The organism is Symmachiella dynata (assembly GCF_007747995.1).
In the GTDB taxonomy this organism is placed as follows: Bacteria; Planctomycetota; Planctomycetia; order Planctomycetales; family Planctomycetaceae; genus Symmachiella; species Symmachiella dynata.
In genome coordinates this window covers 6,581,924-6,597,028 of record NZ_CP036276.1, presented here as the reverse complement: position 1 = coordinate 6,597,028, position 15,105 = coordinate 6,581,924, and the positions used below count along the sequence as shown (strand labels likewise).

The window sequence follows — 15,105 nt, the reverse complement described above, 5'->3', positions numbered from 1 at the left end:
CGCTCGGCGGGGCGCACTGTGAACAATCACTTGGCCGTTTCAACCGCGGGACGTTTTCGCGCGATCGGTTGGGGAGCTTCGCCTTCAGTGATTTCTAATGTTTGACCAACAGCGATGTCCGTGAAGACTTGTTCATGGCCGGAGGGCCAGTGGATTTGTAAGCGATCAATGGTCGAGTGCCGGCCCAGGCCGAAAACGAGTTGCCGTTCGTTGCTGGCTTGGTATCCATCGCCAGCGGTGAGTTGTCGTTGCCAAGTTTTTTTACCCGCGGTCACCATGACGGTTGCCCCCAAGGCGTCGACGGGGGACCCGGTCGCACGGAGGCGGAGGCGGAGGGAGTTGCCGGGACGCTGGGTTGTGTTTTTAAGCAGCACGACCGGTGCGTCGAGATGAGAGATGAGGATGTCCTCCAGGCCATCGCCGTCGAAATCAATCTTAGCCAGAGCGCGACCGAGATGTGCGGCTTGAAAGTAGGGGCCGAGGTTTTCCGCTGCCGATTCCTGGAACCGGCCTGCGCCGTCGTTACGGAAGAGTTGCGGACGCATGTGATACGGTTTGGGGTCGCCGGGGGGATTGTCGACATGGCCGTTGGCGATCACTAAATCCAAGTCACCATCCAGGTCGGCATCGAGAAACTGCGTACCGAATCCCAGAAACGGCAAGCTCACAATATGCAAGCCGGCGCGGCGGGTAGCATCCTCAAAAAATCCGGCGCCGCGACCCAGATACAGCGTGTTGGATTCCTGATAATAGTTGGTGACAAACAAGTCGAGCTGCCCGTCGCCATTCACATCTCCGCAGGCAATGCCCATACCAGCTTCGGCAACCCCCTCGAAATTCAAAGCAGTCCCCGAGGCGAGTCCTTGTTCGGTGAAGTGTAATTTCTGGCTGTCGGTGGGGGTGGTGTTGCGAAAAAAGAAATTGGCGACGCCGTCATTGGCGACGAAGATGTCCAGTCGTTGGTTCCCGGTAAAATCAGCGACCAATAGCCCCAGACCTTTTCCGTTGGGGACACCAATACCAGTCTCGTCGGTGGCGTCGCGAAACTGCCCGTCGCCGGTGCCGAGGAACAGACGGTCTTGTTGTCCCTCGAATCGTTGTGGCGGACATAGTCCGCGATAGCCGGAGGGGAACTCGCATTCCACGTCGTAGATGTCCGCAGCGGTGAGGTAGTTGACGGCATAGATGTCTGGGTGGCCGTCGCCGTTGAAATCGGCGATTGCGCAACTAGTGGTCCAGGCCTCGTCCTGGGTAACGATTGAGTCGTCGACCTCGCTGAACGTGCCGTTGCCATTGTTTTTATAGAGACGGTTGCGGCCGATGTTGGCAACGTAGAGATCGGTGTAGCCGTCGTTGTTGTAATCGCCCGCGGTGACGCCTTGGCTAAAACGGTCTTCGACGATCCCGGCAGCAGCGGTGACATCCTCAAACGTGCCGTCGCCGCGATTGCGATACAGGCGGTCGAGATATTCGGTTTGGCCGGCAACCGGCGGCCAGGTGCAGCCTTGTGTGAAATAGATGTCGGGCCAGCCATCGTTATCGTAATCCAACACGGCGATGCCGCCGCCGGTGAATTCGTACATCTTTTTCGTTTCTTGAGCGGCGTTCCCTCCGTTGAAATACGTGAAGTGGATGCCGGCTGCTGAGGTGACATCGGCGAAAGTGATCGTGGCGGTACTGTTGGCCAGCGACGGGCGGCGATCCTCGGTGGGGTTCGTCGCATCGCTCTGGGGCAACGGGTATTCCGACAGATTGATATCAGAAACCGGTGTCGCTGGGCGATGGGTTCGGGGGGGAATCGTATTCAACGCGACTTCAGTCTCCTCCAAAAAAGGAGTCGCCCACGACAACGGGGCACCGGCAGCCACGGCATGGTTCGCCCATTCGTACGCTTCCCAATAACGGCCGACCGCTGTGCTGAGTTCGGCCGCACGGCGCAACAGTTCCGGATCGGCGGTGCGGTCGGCTGCGTGGTAGATCTCAAACAATACCTGTTCCAATTGTTGCACCAGTTCGGCGCGTTTAAAAAACGGTGCTGCCTCGGAGGCGCGGTCCAAGGAGGTCAATGTTTGGCCCAGCAGGTAGTTTGCCTGACGATGATTCGGATCCAGGCGCAGCGCTTCGTAGTAACAACGGGCAGCCGTTTGTATGTTGCCGGTTTGTACGGCGAGATTTCCTCGCACGACCCAAATATCAGGATGTTGGTCCGCTTCGGAGGGCAACGCCGCTTGCCAAGCCTGCCAAGCGGCTAATGGCGAGAATTCCTGCCGCAGGATTCCCAACTGCGCATGGGCTTCGATCAGCTTGGGAGAGTTGACGATCAATTCCAGCAGCAATGGCTCTGCAACGTCCCACTCCTGTCGGCGGACCGCCTGTTTGGCGAGTGCTAGTACGACGAAGGGATCGACCGCGGAGCGAGAGTCATCGACTTCCTCGTCACGTGGTAGGGTGAGCAACGTGCGGCGGTCGCCTAATAGCAACAGTTCGTCCAAGTTGGCATTGCCGGTTCGCACCAATTGAAAGAGATACCGTTCCGCGGCCCAACGTTGCCCGGAGACATCCAGCACAAAGGCCATCTGCCGTGCTGCGCGATGATCGGCAGGATCGATCAAAATCAAACGACGTAGCCGCGCCGCTGCTTCGGAAAGTTGTCCGCTCTTGAGGAGGATGTCGGCCGCGGCGGAAAGTCCCAGTGGGGCTGCCGGATCCTGTTCTGGGATCCGCCCATAATAATTGACCGCATCGCCATAACGTCGGAGTTTGGCGGCCGCTTCACCGGCGATCAGTAGTGCCCGGCCGGAATGCGGTTGATCGTCCAGCACTAGGTTCGCATGACGTTCGGCGGCGTTGTAATCTTCATTCAACAACGCCAGCGTGGCCCGTTTGAGGTTCTCGTTGCTGGGAGATTGTTGGCTTACGTAAATGGCATATCTGACTGCGGCCAAGCCCGCGATAATCAAGACCATCACGATGATACGGTTCCGCCAATCGGCAGCAGCGCGGGCAGAGGACGGCGAGGCAGCGTGGGGACGATCGTCGTTCATGGCGTTGCGAAACAAAGAAATGACCTGTAGCCGAAAGGAAATAGAGCACGCAGTGAATCGTACCTAGGGAATTGAAAGGTCACAAGCTGAGCCCGCAGGATGCGTCGCGACGCACCTTTTTCACCTAGGACGACTGATGATCCCAACTCCAATCATCACAGCATACGATTCAGAATCGGAAAATAACCAACAGCCGCACACTCACTCAGGCTATATTTCCTCACACCTGTACCTCGAATCAACTAGTGGAGATCGAAGCAGTCGTTGCCGGATTCGGCGAGGGTCGTGCGGAGTTTAGCCAAGGCGCGGGCGACGATCTGGCGGACCCGCTCGGTGCTGATTTCCAATTGGCTGGAGATTTCGCGGAACTTCTTTTTGGTTCCCGATCCATCGAGGCCGAAACGGGACATGACGATCGAACGTTCGCGGTTGTCGAGACTGGCTAGCATGCTGGAGACCAGTGTGGTCATTTGACGGTGCTCGCGTTCGTATTCGGTCGGGCTGATGCCTGCGTCGGAGAATTCGTCGAATAACTCTTGGGTCCCGGTGAGATACCGCGCCGAACGCCGCCGACTGCGCGGCGTGAGCCGTACGAAACTGTTACGAATCGCCCAAGTGGCATAGGTGCTGAAGCGGTAGCCGCGCGTGTAGTCAAAGATTTCGACGGCGCGAATCAAAGGCACGTTTCCTTCGCTGACGAGATCTTCGAACGAATTGGCCGCATCGACAAAACGGCGGGCGATCGAAACCACCAATCTAAGGTTGGCTTGCACAATTTGATTGCGAATCGCGTGTGCCTGCTGCAGTAGCCCTTCGATGGTATCGAGTTGCCGGTAAGTGGCAGTGGCGGGTGCGGCTTCGACGGAGTCACGCAACTCGGCGGCCCGGAAGTTATAGAAATTCATCTTCCGAAACAGGTGGAATTCCTGTTCCGGAGTCAGTAGCGGTGTCTCGTAGAGACTCGCCAGATAGGGAGGGATGCCGGACGGGGGTTTCTTGACCGATTCGTTCAGGAATCGTTCATGGGCCGTGTCCTGGGCAAGTGGGGCCGGCGCTAGAATTTTTTCCTGGGCGGCGGGAACGGAAAACATTTCGCAGGCAACAAATTCGATCTTGATGCCTGAAATTTTTTGGTAGATCGCAGCACAATCCGGGTGCGAGGCTGGTGCGGTGCTCTGGAGTAATTCCAGGCACTTTGAATCCGGACGGGGCGCATGAAACTGTGAAAGATTGCAATTCATGCGGTTCTCCTACGCCAAAGGTTCAATCCTTGAACTTTGTTGAGATTGTCTCTGAGATGTGATGATCGTCGAACGCTACGGAAGATTACCGGCGAACTTTTCTAAAACCAGTTTCAAAAACGGGTTGCGCTTATTCTCGAAACTTTCAGATCAGTGTCTGTGAGACGCGCCAGAGGGTTATGAAACTACTTTTAGGAATACCGCTGAAACGGCGGTGACTAGATAGGTAGAAAGTGGACAATCCCATTGCGGGATGGCAGGACGATGCGAGCCGGGCAAAATAATTCGTTTTGCAGGAGCAGAACGAATTCATTTACGTTGCAATTGGCGATGGAGACATCACCTTAAAAATCGCGACGTGGTTGGAAATCGGAGAGAGGTCAACCAATTTTGGAGAGCCTCTTTCCAGGACTGTCCTTGTATCTGAAGTGCCACATGGGACACAACATCATGCTGTCATTGTCAAAACCGACAACCGCTAGGTGCAGTAGTTTGTACCACAATAACAGCTTATGACAACAAAAAACTTGAAAATATGCACCTTTCGTGTCGATCCGTCCGCCAGCCATGCTAGGAGTAACCATGAACACAGCAGAGGATCGAGCTGCCATTCGGCGAAAAAGTTCAACCTCATCCCTTTTGCAACTACGCGCCGGCGTCATTACAATCATCATTTGATAATCTATTGATGCTACGACCAAGGAGAGTCCCGGGGACCAACAATAATTATGAATGCAGTCTCCCGCGAGCCAGCTCGCGATGATCAACCGTATGACCCGGTCTTTCTCAATGCCCGCCGCGAGGCATGGATCATATTTGGTGTCTGGGTCGCTTGCTTAGCTTGGTCCGTTCCCTACTGCTACCTCTATGGGTATCCGCCGAGTGACGAGGAATTCAATCCGGAGACCTTCTCGACCTACATGGGTGTTCCCAGCTGGGTCTGCTGGGGAATCTTAGTTCCTTGGCTGCTCTCGAATGTGTTTACGATTTGGTTCTGCTTCTTTTACATGAAGGACGACGACCTCGGTGTCGCAAACGAAGGAAGTGACCTCGCTGAGGAAATCTCCGAAATGGAAGCGGAACAAAAGGGAGCAAACGCATGAGCGACGGACTAAATATCACACCGGTTTTAGCAGCCGGTTCCAATGCAGCCCTGTACACGTTTCTGGCCTATACGCTGGCCGTGTTCGGGTTGGCGGCAATGTCGAACCAACTGCTCAAATCCAAAAGCTTTATGAGCGAATACTTCTTGGGGAGTCGTAGTTTGGGCGTGTGGGCATTTGCCTTAACGTTTGCTGCAACGAGTGCCTCGGGGGGAAGTTTCACCGGTTTTCCATCAAAGATTTATTCCCACGGGTGGACGTTGGCGCTGTGGATCGGCAGTTACATGGTCGTGCCGATTTGTGCCATGGGGTTGTTGGGCAAGCGGATCAACCAAGTCGCCCGCATCTCCGGTTCGATTACGGTACCCGATGTATTACGCGATCGTTTTCACAGCGCGGCGTTTGGGATTTTAGCCACGCTGCTTATCGTGTTTTTCATGACCTTCAACCTGGTGGCGCAATTCAAAGCCGGGGCGACGATTCTGACGACGTTGTTGAGCGATGTCGAACTTTATCACAACGCGACTGCCAGTGTGAATGCGATGACAGCTGGTGTGCCGTTTTTGGCTGCTGTAGATCCTGGCTATCTGATTTGCTTGTTCGCATTCGGGGTCGCCGTGATTATCTACACGACCTATGGCGGATTTCACGCGGTGGTCTGGACCGATGTAATGCAAGGGGTCGTGATGGTCATCGGGGTGATGATTATGCTGCCCTTGGCCATTTGGCAAGCGGGCGGCATGCAGCATGCCACCGAGGAAATGGCAAAAATGACGCCTCCCCGGATTGGGACGGTGACATTGCAACTCTCTGAGCCACAACAGGACAGTTTCGTACTGCAGGCACAAACTTGGCTGAAGGCTCCGGGTGAAGATCAGCAAGAGCGGTTATTTCGCGTTTCTAAAAACACCTCGATTCCACCAGGGGGAACCCAGGTGCAGGAAGTGGATGTCGTCGAGATCACCACACCCGAGGAAATCGCCCGTATCAGCGGCCAATTGGAACGCGATCCCGTCACCGATCAGTTACCGGTGGAATACCAACTGGCGGACATTGAGGTCAGCGAATACGAATTTGGAGCTGGGAAGCGGGGCGTGTATGTCGTCGGTCCCGGTCCGCACAAAAGCAACTCAAACGGATTTTTGCCCCTTTCACTGGCAATTTCGTTTTTCTTTATGTGGGCAATCTCCGGTGCCGGACAACCCAGTAGCATGGTCCGGTTGATGGCGTTTAACAGTTCGACAACGCTGCGACGGTCGATCTTTACAGTCACGTTGTATTTTTCGTTCATCTATTTCCCACTGGTGGTGATCTTCTGCTGTGCACGGATTTTGCTTCCCGGTATGGACTCGACGACCGATCGCATCATGCCCGAGATGGCGATTCTGTTGACGAAAAATGTGGGAATGTTGTGGTTGGCGGGACTGCTGGTGGCAGCACCCTTTGCAGCTGTCATGTCGACCGTGGACAGCTTTTTGTTGATGATTTCCTCCGCCGTGGTGCGCGACATCTATCAGCGGAACATCAATCCCAAGGCGTCGGAAAAGACGGTCAAACTGCTGAGTTATGCCTGCACGTTTGTCGTGGGATCGGGGGCCATGCTCGGCGCGCTGAATCCACCGCAGTATCTGCAGGACATCATTGTTTACACCGGCGGCGGACTGGCAGCCTGCTTTTTGGGGCCGATGGTGTTCACCCTGTATTGGCCGCGGGCCAACGCACCTGGGGTGATCTCGGGAATGCTGGCGGGCTTTGTGGCCCACTTGTCGATGTATGTGGCGGGCATCTTCATGTTTGAAGATTTCTTCCAGAACGTCCGCCCTTATCAACTCTTCGATTTCGACCCGGTGGTGATTGGGCTGTTCGTTTCGTTCATTGCGGTCTATGTCGTGACCCTGATGACGCCCCCACCGCCGGCGGAGTTGGTTGATCGCTATTTCCGCAAAAAATATCTCCACAACACGAGTGCTGAAGAATAGGCTGCCGCTATGAACTACATCGATGCCCATTCGCATATTTGGACACCCGATACCGCACACTATCCGTTGGCGGCCGGGTTCCGGCGGGCGAACATGCAGCCTCCCAGTTTTACGGTTGAAGAGTTACAGGCGCAGATGAAGCCCGCCGGGGTTAATCGCGTGGTGTTGATTCAAATGTCGTTTTACGGTTACGACAACGACTACATGCTGGACACGATCGAACGGTTTCCCGATCAGTTTGTGGGCGTCGCGGTCATTGACCAAAACGCCCAGGATCCGGAAATCCGGATGGGCCGACTGCAAAAACAGGGCGTGACCGGTTTTCGCATCTATCCCAAGGACCAACCGGTCGAGCGGTGGTTGGACAACGAGGGACTGCGGAAGATGTTCGCTTTTGGCGCGAAGCGAAATCTGAATATGTGCTGTCTGATCGATACGGATGCGTTACCTTCGCTGGACAAAACTTGCCGGGAATTTCCCGATACGCCGGTGGTCATCGACCATCTCTGCCGCATCGGCACCGATGGCAAAATTCGCGAAGCCGAGGTGCGCGCCCTGTGCGACATGGCTGTTCACAAAAACGTGACGGTCAAGGTTTCCGCGTTTTACGCCTTGGGCAAGAAAACGCCACCTTATAAGGATCTCGGTCCGATGATTCGGCAGGTGTACGATGCGTATGGGCCAGAGCGGTTGATGTGGGCTACCGATTGTCCGTTTCAAGTGGTCGACCATACGTACCTGCAATCGATCGAGTTGATCGAAAAACAGCTCAATTTCCTCACAGCCGATGACCGCGAATGGATTCTCCGCAAAACGGCCGAACGGGTCTTTTTCCGGAGTTAATCCAGCGGACGTATCCCGCAGCCGGTAGGAGCAATCCTTCGGCTACTGGCGTGTGATCGAGACGACATCGTCGATGGAGAACGGTCCCAGTTGTTCGACACGATTCGCCGCGTCAGGCGTGGTCGCTAACAGTACCAGTTGACCGAGATCGCTTTCGCGGGCGTCGGGGAATCCAGCGGCGGTGGTTCCATCGTTCAGCGTGACGACGATGTTGACTGTCTCATCAATCCCGGATAACTCGTCGTGGACGAGATCGGGAAACCGGCTCCAGGCCCAAAACCAGAGGGTTTTATCCGCATCGACCTTGCCAGCGATATTGGGCCAATCCTGCAGGGCGGCGAGCAAATCGCGGCGGCAGGCCTGCTTGCACCAGGGGATGAGAATTCGATCAATCCAGTCTCGCCGTGAAGCAGCCAATTCGCTAAAAGTCCGCATATCGATCTCCGTTGACTAGCAACGGTTCCGTGGTTGGGTGTTGCAGTGTTCGAGGTTGGGCACGGAGCGTAACGCGGCTGTCGGGCAGCGCCAAGTCGGTTTTGAAGGCGAAAAGGTCAACAAAACCGGTAATATCGGCGAAATCGTTGGTCAATTATTCCCCAGAAATTGGATTGAAAAACCTGGAATCGGGTTGTGGGTGAAGGCGGAATCGGTACGATAATAGCTACGACAGTTAGCAGTTTGGCACGTCGAGCACGGCTCGGCAGTTGGTCTTTCACAACTCAGTCGCACTAGTCGGAAAGGTTCTGAGGATGTATTCGTCTACAATGGTGGATGTCGATTTCGTAGAGGAGCTTCGCTTGCGGACGTGGGCACGGCAAAACTTTGTCTCCGCTGATGATCGGGACATGGAATGGCATCCGGTCGTTCTCGAAGAAATGCGAAATATCGACGAAGAATCTCAAGACGACTGAACCCCCAAGAGACACTGTGAAGAGCCGGACGAGTGGATGAGTCCGGCTTTTTTCGTAGGCACAATTCCACGCCGTCGTGCGACTTTCCTCAATTCGTTTTCATTGAATCTCGCAGGCTCAACATGGATGAAAAGCCAAAACCATCCGCTGCCACGGGTCGCCCTTTTTTGTCGGTGCACCTGAAGTGCTGCAACGTCTATCAGCGGATTTACCCCAACGCCGCCGGCGACGCTTATGCCGGTTGGTGCCCCCGCTGCGCCACCGCCATCCGCGTACCGATCGTCGAGAACGGCGGTAGCAGTACTCGATTTTTCACAACGTAGCACGATCTCATACCCGGATATTTGGGGTGCCACTGGCTCCGCCAGTGCGAGATCAAATAAGTGCGCGACTTGCGAAACACTGGCACCCATGTTGGTCAATCGGATGAGACGCTTAGCTGCGATGGTTTAGAGTTGCGGCAATGCTTCAGCGACGGCGAATCCCCGTTTGGCATCGCGCTGCAAACGGGCAGCGGCGATTTCGGGGTCGTGATCGAACAGCGCCCACCAACCGTGCTCAGCGATGCGGCCCAATAGCTGCGGCTTGGCGCGGCGTGTTTGTAGCAGGTCGACGTCATAGGCCATGCACCACAGCGGCGGCAGGTGCGCCGCCATGGGACAGATGTCGCCGATGAACACGGCGGTTTCTCCGCCACTTTCAATGAACAGCGACTGATGCCCGGCAGTATGGCCGCCGTTGACCTCGGCGCGGATCCCCGGCACGATCTCCACGTCACCGTCAATCAACTGTAACTGTCCCGCTGCGGCAAGGGGTAACAAATTGTCCTGCGGATACGCGCCTTGCAGTTCGGGGAAATTTGCCGTGGCGTTTACCCACTCCAAACGCTGGGCGACATAGGTTGCATTGGGGAATGTCGGGCGCGGATTTCCCTGATCGTCCAATTGCGTCGCTCCCCCGGCATGGTCGAAATGCAGATGCGAAAGGATCACCATGTCGACTTGCTCGACGCCGATGCCGTGAGCAGCCAAATTTTCAACCAACGGATCCCCCGGCTCAGCCCCATGGATCCGCCGCTTCTTTTCCGAAAACTTGGACCCATAACCGGTTTCGATGAGGATTGTCTTTTCACCAGTTTCGATCAGCACGCAATTCGTCGCTGAAGTCATCAGGTTATTCGCGTCGACATCGACCACGCGTTGCCAAAGGACCTTAGGCACAACACCAAACATCGTCCCCGCATCAATACGAAAAACGCCGCCGGAGATTGTGGTGAGTTGAAAGTCGCCGAGGATCATGGAAGGGGCATTCGTTTTTGGTTGTGGAATCGTTCACCACGGAGGCACGGAGGAATCTAGTCTGTAGGCTCTAGACTGTAGGCCTTAGAAAGGCAGATCCCACTCGTTCCTATGGTCTACAGACTAAAGCCTACAGCCTCTTCCCGTCTCCGTGTCCTCCGTGCCTCCGTGGTGATTTTTTTTAGTCACGCTGTTTCAGACTCATCGAGTCCCAACTCGGCGATCATCGTTTCGCGGATTTTGAATTTTTGGATTTTTCCGGTCACTGTTTGCGGGAATTCTGTGACGAATTTGACGTAGCGTGGCACCTTATAGTGCGCCAGGCTACTGCGGCAGAATTGTTGTACGTCTTGTTCGGTCAATGTTGCGTCGGGTTTGAGGCGGATCCAGACAGCGAGTTCTTCGACGTATTTTGCGTCGGGCACACCGACGACGGCGACGTCTCCCACAGCGGGGTGGGTGTATAAGAACTCCTCGATTTCGCGGGGATAGATATTCTCGCCGCCGCGACAAACCATGTCCTTGATGCGGCCGGTGATGCGGTAATAGCCGTTGGGTAACCGCACGGCGAGGTCGCCGCTGTGTAGCCAACCATCATCGTCGATGGCGGCCGCAGTTGCATCGGGCATTTGATAATAGCCGAGCATGACGAGGTGTCCGCGTGCGCAGAGTTCTCCCTGTTGTTCGTCGCCCAATTCCTCGCCGGTGGCCGGGTCGACGATTTTGACCTCCACATCAGGCAGCGGCCGGCCGACGGTTTTGACGCGTAATTCCAAGGGGTCATCCGTGCGGGTTTGCGTGATCACCGGCGAGGCTTCGGTCAGTCCATAGGCGATCGTAATTTCGCGGGCTCCCAAGTCGTCGACAACCCGCTGCATCACCTCAATCGGGCAAGGACTGCCCGCCATGATCCCGGTCCGTAGGGAACTGAAATCGAGTGTCGAACGTGTGGGGTGATCCAATTGGGCAATGAACATCGTCGGCACGCCATAGATTGACGTCGCCCGTTCGGTGGCAATTGCGGCGAGCGTTGCTTCGGCATCAAAATGCTCGGCCGGGATGATCATCGCCGCTCCCCGCACAGCGGCGCCCAGCACGCCCAGCACGCAGCCAAAGCAGTGATAAAAGGGTACAGGAATACAAATGCGGTCGGCAGCAGTTAGTTGTTGGCACTGGCCGATGTAGTAGGCATTGAGCAACAAATTGCGGTGGGTGAGTGTCGCCCCTTTGGGGAAACCGGTCGTGCCGGAGGTGTATTGGATATTGATTGCGTCTGCGTGGTTTAGATGGCTTTCTCGCTGGGAAAGTTCGGTGTCTGAGACCGCGTCGGCCCCTTTGAGAAATGACTCCCAACTCGACATGCCGACAGTTGGCTCGCCCTGGATGGCAATGACGTGCCGCAGTTTGGGGAAGTCTTTGAGTTGCACGTTTTGCGGATCGCAGCCAGCCAGTTCGGGTGCCGCTTCATTCAGCATGGCGCGGTAATCGGAACCTCGAAATTTGTCTAATAAAAACAGCGTATCGATGTCGGCCTGTTTGAGGACGTACTGCAGTTCAAAGGCGCGGTAGGCGGGGTTGATCGTGACCAATACGGCGCCGATCCGTGCGGTGGCGAATTGCAGTAAAACCCATTGTGGCCAATTGGTCGCCCAGACGGCGACATGGCTTCCCAGATCGACACCCAGCGCCAGCAAACCACGGGCGACGCGATCGACGTCGGCGTCGAGTTGGGCGTAACTCCAGCGACGGTCGAGTTGTGGAAAGACGAGCGCGTCGGCATCAGGAGATTGCCGCGCGGTTTCGCGGAGCATCTCACCAATCGTCAGTCCGTCGACCCAGGGGGGAGAAGCGGCGGCCGTCATGGATTGCCTCCTGTTGGACAAGTCGCGTCGAAAAGCCGTGGAATCGTCTGCACGGTGCGAATTGTATTCTATCGGTTGTGATTGCAAACGTGTAGAACAGACTCAATATGCAATGTGAAAAAAGGGGCAACAGCTCGCATAGGATGGCCGATGTGTTGTTGCGCGAGTATTATAGCGACTGGTTTGAAAACTGACGGTTCATTCTCCCTAGCATTGATATCCCTCTATGGCTCGCTTCTTTAAGTACAAGACCCCCAGCGATGTGACCGCCGATGCGGCGACGTTGGGGTATGACATTCCCGCCACCGAAGACCTTGCGCCATTGTTTCAGCCGGTAGCGGTTGGTGACCGCAGCGTGGGTAATCGGTTTGCGATTCATCCGATGGAGGGTTGTGACGGCACGTTGGATGGGCATCCCGATGAACTGACCTATCGACGGTACCTGCGATTCGGTGCCGGCGGCGCGAAATTGATCTGGGGCGAGGCGACCGCGATCGCCGACGACGGGCGGATGAATTCGCGGCAGTTGTTGATCAATGACGACAACGCCGCCGGGTTGGAAAAAATGCTGGCTGATTGCCGGGCAGCGCATCGTGAGTCGGTTGGTGACGATGCCGATTTGTTACTCGGTTTGCAACTGACACATTCGGGACGATTTAGTTTTCGCAAACCAAAGATTGTGTGCCACGATCCGATCCTCGATCCGATCACGCTGGATAAATCGACGGGGAAATTCATCGATGCGTCGTATCCGGTGCTGACCGATGACGATTTGAAACGCATCGAGGATCAATATTTGGCAGCGGCGAGGTTGGCGGCCAAGGTGGGTTGTGATTTCATCGACCTCAAACAATGCCACCGCTATTTGCTGTCGGAATTGTTGGGGGCCAAGCATCGTCCGGGCGAGTATGGCGGGAGCTTTGAGAATCGGACGCGGTTGATTCGCAATATCACCCAGCGGATTGCGGCGGAAGTGCCGGAGCTGATTTTGGCGACGCGGTTCAACGCGTACGACGGGATTCCCTATCGTTCCCGGGCCGAGGACAAAATCGGCGAGCCGTATCCGCACGAGTTACCGCTGCAGGTCGCTTTTGGAACCAACCCAGAGAATCATCGCGAGGAATGGCTCGACGAACCGGTGCAGTTGGTGGAGAATCTGAAGCAATGGGGAATGCAACTGCTCAGTGTTTCGATGGGCAACCCTTACGCGAATCCGCACATCGTCCGTCCGGCGGAGTTTCCGCCGGTGGATGGTTATCACTCACCCGAACATCCGCTGGACGGCATTGCGCGGCATTTTCGCATTTCGCGGCGCATCCAACAAGCGGTCGGGGAGGTCCCGGTTGTGGGGAGCGGATACAGTTGGTTGCAAGATTTCGCCCCGCACGTCGGCGCCGCCAACGTGGCCAACGGCAGCATCGCCTTGGTGGGTTTTGGCCGAGCGACGTTGTCGCATCCCGATTTCGTCAAAACGCTTCAGGAGACCGGCAGTCTCAACCGCAAGAAGGTCTGCCGCACGTTTTCGTATTGCACGAATTTGATGCGCGCCAAGCACAACGAACTGGGCCAGTATGCGACCGGTTGCCCGCCGTTTGATAAGGAGGTGTACGGGCCGCTTTGGGACGAAGTCAAGCAGTCGGCTGAGTCGCAAGATGACTAGCTGTGTGGTCGCCAATAGTTCACCACGGAGGCACGGAGAGTGAAGGACACGTTTGTGAAACGCGAGACAACGACATTTATCCGTGTTTCATCCGTGTGAATCCGTGGCTAAGTTTTTTGGAAGTCTTAGCGCTGGTAAATCGGCAGGAAGCCGTTTTCGAGTTGTAGGATTGTGGCGTTGATTGCTGTGGTGTAGACCGGTCCCACGTGCCCCTCTTTCCAGCTGCCGTCGGCCGATTGGCGGCGGAGAATGGTGTTGCTGAGGTCGCGGATGTATTTGTCCCATTCGTTGCCATCCAGCCGATACATCACCTGTGCGTAATAGTAGTGCGCGTAATGCCAATGGCCGAAGGAGCGGGAGGAGCCGCCGGTGACGGTGAGGTTCTTTTTGCAGTAGGCCAGCAGCCGCTTCGTGTATTCCGACTCGTACTCGCCGGAATTGAACATGCAGGCCAACGCCGCTGCAGTGATCGGAGGACGGGCTCCGCCGCCGCGAATGGAGTATTGCACGCCCCCTTCTTTGGTTGTGCATTTTTCGATGTAGGTCACCGCTTTATCGATGATCTCCTTGGGGACGGGAATCCCGGCATTGCGACAGGCCCGTAATCCCTGTACCTGCGTGATACAGGTTGAGCCTTCGTCAAAATCGTTACCGTCTTTTGCGGAGACGTAACCCCAACCGCCCGATTTGGTTTGTGCTTTGCCGCAAAAATCGACAGCTTTGGTGAGGACGTATTTGAGTTCTTCGCGGCGCTGTTCTTTCTCTTCTTCGCCGAACACCTGCGACAAAAACAGCATGGAGAATCCGTGACCGTACATGTAGTGGTAATCGTTTTGGTAGCCGATCAGGCCGTTCTTGCGGGAGCGTTCGATCAAGTAGTCGACGGCTAGCTGAATCTGCCGGGAGTATTTTCCCCGGGTGGTGGTTGAGCCTTCGCACAGCAACGCATTTCCCGCCAGGGCGGTCATGGCGACGCGGTATTGGGAGTGTTGGGCTTCCCAGTAACCCTGGGGCCGTTGTTCGCGGGCGAGATAATCCAAGGCACGTTGGACAGCACCGGCGACTTTGGGGTCGGTTTTGCGTGCTGCCTGGAGTTCGGCTCCAGATGCCAAAACGAGCCAAGCCAGGGTGAGTGCAAGTACGCGGTTCATCCAAGGGACCTCG

Annotated in this window: 12 protein-coding genes and 1 pseudogene; 6 read left to right on the top strand and 7 right to left on the bottom strand. The window is 55.8% G+C overall.

Annotation, left to right across the window (positions count from 1 at the left end; genetic code table 11):
• Positions 1 to 26: 26 nt before the first annotated feature.
• The 3 genes and pseudogenes from Mal52_RS25120 to Mal52_RS25115 form a co-directional block, all read right to left on the bottom strand.
• Positions 27 to 2,183: an FG-GAP-like repeat-containing protein gene (locus Mal52_RS25120; RefSeq protein WP_420824960.1), complete on the bottom strand. Its 2,157-nt coding sequence runs from the start codon at positions 2,181 to 2,183 to the stop codon at positions 27 to 29.
• 522 nt (positions 2,184 to 2,705) lie between these two features.
• A pseudogene (locus tag Mal52_RS30625) lies at positions 2,706 to 2,966 on the bottom strand (hypothetical protein); the annotation flags it as partial.
• A gap of 320 nt (positions 2,967 to 3,286) precedes the next feature.
• Entirely contained in the window at positions 3,287 to 4,285 is a 999-nt protein-coding gene (locus tag Mal52_RS25115) for a sigma-70 family RNA polymerase sigma factor (protein WP_145379286.1), read from the bottom strand.
• 728 nt (positions 4,286 to 5,013) lie between these two features.
• Here Mal52_RS25115 and Mal52_RS25110 point away from each other — a divergent pair.
• The 3 genes from Mal52_RS25110 to Mal52_RS25100 are packed head-to-tail and all read left to right on the top strand — an operon-like array spanning position 5,014 to position 8,210.
• Positions 5,014 to 5,388 carry a DUF997 family protein gene (locus Mal52_RS25110; protein ID WP_145379284.1) on the top strand — a complete coding sequence of 125 codons (375 nt, stop codon included), beginning with the start codon at positions 5,014 to 5,016 and terminating at the stop codon, positions 5,386 to 5,388.
• A complete protein-coding gene (locus tag Mal52_RS25105) occupies positions 5,385 to 7,367 on the top strand; it encodes a sodium:solute symporter family transporter (protein WP_145379282.1) in 1,983 nt (660 codons plus the stop codon). Before Mal52_RS25110 ends, Mal52_RS25105 begins: the two co-directional genes overlap by 4 nt.
• A gap of 9 nt (positions 7,368 to 7,376) precedes the next feature.
• Positions 7,377 to 8,210 (top strand): amidohydrolase family protein, encoded by an 834-nt coding sequence (locus Mal52_RS25100; RefSeq protein ID WP_145379280.1) that lies wholly within the window; start codon positions 7,377 to 7,379, stop codon positions 8,208 to 8,210.
• Between the two features lie 42 nt (positions 8,211 to 8,252).
• Here Mal52_RS25100 and Mal52_RS25095 read toward each other — a convergent pair whose 3' ends face one another.
• A complete protein-coding gene (locus Mal52_RS25095; RefSeq protein WP_145379278.1) occupies positions 8,253 to 8,645 on the bottom strand; it encodes a hypothetical protein in 393 nt (130 codons plus the stop codon).
• A 314-nt stretch (positions 8,646 to 8,959) separates the two neighbouring features.
• Here Mal52_RS25095 and Mal52_RS29985 point away from each other — a divergent pair, with 314 nt between their 5' ends.
• Together Mal52_RS29985 and Mal52_RS25090 are read left to right on the top strand one after the other, a co-directional pair.
• A complete protein-coding gene (locus Mal52_RS29985) occupies positions 8,960 to 9,121 on the top strand; it encodes a hypothetical protein (RefSeq protein WP_197533469.1) in 162 nt (53 codons plus the stop codon).
• 122 nt (positions 9,122 to 9,243) lie between these two features.
• A complete protein-coding gene (locus Mal52_RS25090) occupies positions 9,244 to 9,444 on the top strand; it encodes a hypothetical protein (RefSeq protein ID WP_145379276.1) in 201 nt (66 codons plus the stop codon).
• Positions 9,445 to 9,570: 126 nt separating this feature from the next.
• Here Mal52_RS25090 and Mal52_RS25085 read toward each other — a convergent pair whose 3' ends face one another.
• Both Mal52_RS25085 and Mal52_RS25080 read right to left on the bottom strand, forming a co-directional pair.
• A complete protein-coding gene (locus tag Mal52_RS25085; RefSeq protein ID WP_145379274.1) occupies positions 9,571 to 10,419 on the bottom strand; it encodes an MBL fold metallo-hydrolase in 849 nt (282 codons plus the stop codon).
• A 185-nt stretch (positions 10,420 to 10,604) separates the two neighbouring features.
• Entirely contained in the window at positions 10,605 to 12,281 is a 1,677-nt protein-coding gene (locus Mal52_RS25080; RefSeq protein WP_145379273.1) for an AMP-binding protein, read from the bottom strand.
• A 226-nt stretch (positions 12,282 to 12,507) separates the two neighbouring features.
• Here Mal52_RS25080 and Mal52_RS25075 point away from each other — a divergent pair, with 226 nt between their 5' ends.
• Entirely contained in the window at positions 12,508 to 13,941 is a 1,434-nt protein-coding gene (locus Mal52_RS25075) for an oxidoreductase (RefSeq protein WP_145379271.1), read from the top strand.
• Between the two features lie 125 nt (positions 13,942 to 14,066).
• Here the strand turns inward: Mal52_RS25075 and Mal52_RS25070 are convergent, their stop codons facing one another.
• Positions 14,067 to 15,092 carry a prenyltransferase/squalene oxidase repeat-containing protein gene (locus Mal52_RS25070; protein WP_145379269.1) on the bottom strand — a complete coding sequence of 342 codons (1,026 nt, stop codon included), beginning with the start codon at positions 15,090 to 15,092 and terminating at the stop codon, positions 14,067 to 14,069.
• Positions 15,093 to 15,105: the final 13 nt, after the last annotated feature.

Coding starts and splice junctions, on each gene's coding strand:
- Mal52_RS25070 (WP_145379269.1), bottom strand. CDS start 15,092: ATGAACCGCGTACTTGCACTCACCCTGGCTTGGCTCGTTTTGGCATCT.
- Mal52_RS25095 (WP_145379278.1), bottom strand. CDS start 8,645: ATGCGGACTTTTAGCGAATTGGCTGCTTCACGGCGAGACTGGATTGAT.
- Mal52_RS25085 (WP_145379274.1), bottom strand. CDS start 10,419: ATGATCCTCGGCGACTTTCAACTCACCACAATCTCCGGCGGCGTTTTT.
- Mal52_RS25110 (WP_145379284.1), top strand. CDS start 5,014: ATGAATGCAGTCTCCCGCGAGCCAGCTCGCGATGATCAACCGTATGAC.
- Mal52_RS25115 (WP_145379286.1), bottom strand. CDS start 4,285: ATGAATTGCAATCTTTCACAGTTTCATGCGCCCCGTCCGGATTCAAAG.
- Mal52_RS25090 (WP_145379276.1), top strand. CDS start 9,244: ATGGATGAAAAGCCAAAACCATCCGCTGCCACGGGTCGCCCTTTTTTG.
- Mal52_RS25100 (WP_145379280.1), top strand. CDS start 7,377: ATGAACTACATCGATGCCCATTCGCATATTTGGACACCCGATACCGCA.
- Mal52_RS29985 (WP_197533469.1), top strand. CDS start 8,960: ATGTATTCGTCTACAATGGTGGATGTCGATTTCGTAGAGGAGCTTCGC.
- Mal52_RS25075 (WP_145379271.1), top strand. CDS start 12,508: ATGGCTCGCTTCTTTAAGTACAAGACCCCCAGCGATGTGACCGCCGAT.
- Mal52_RS25105 (WP_145379282.1), top strand. CDS start 5,385: ATGAGCGACGGACTAAATATCACACCGGTTTTAGCAGCCGGTTCCAAT.
- Mal52_RS25080 (WP_145379273.1), bottom strand. CDS start 12,281: ATGACGGCCGCCGCTTCTCCCCCCTGGGTCGACGGACTGACGATTGGT.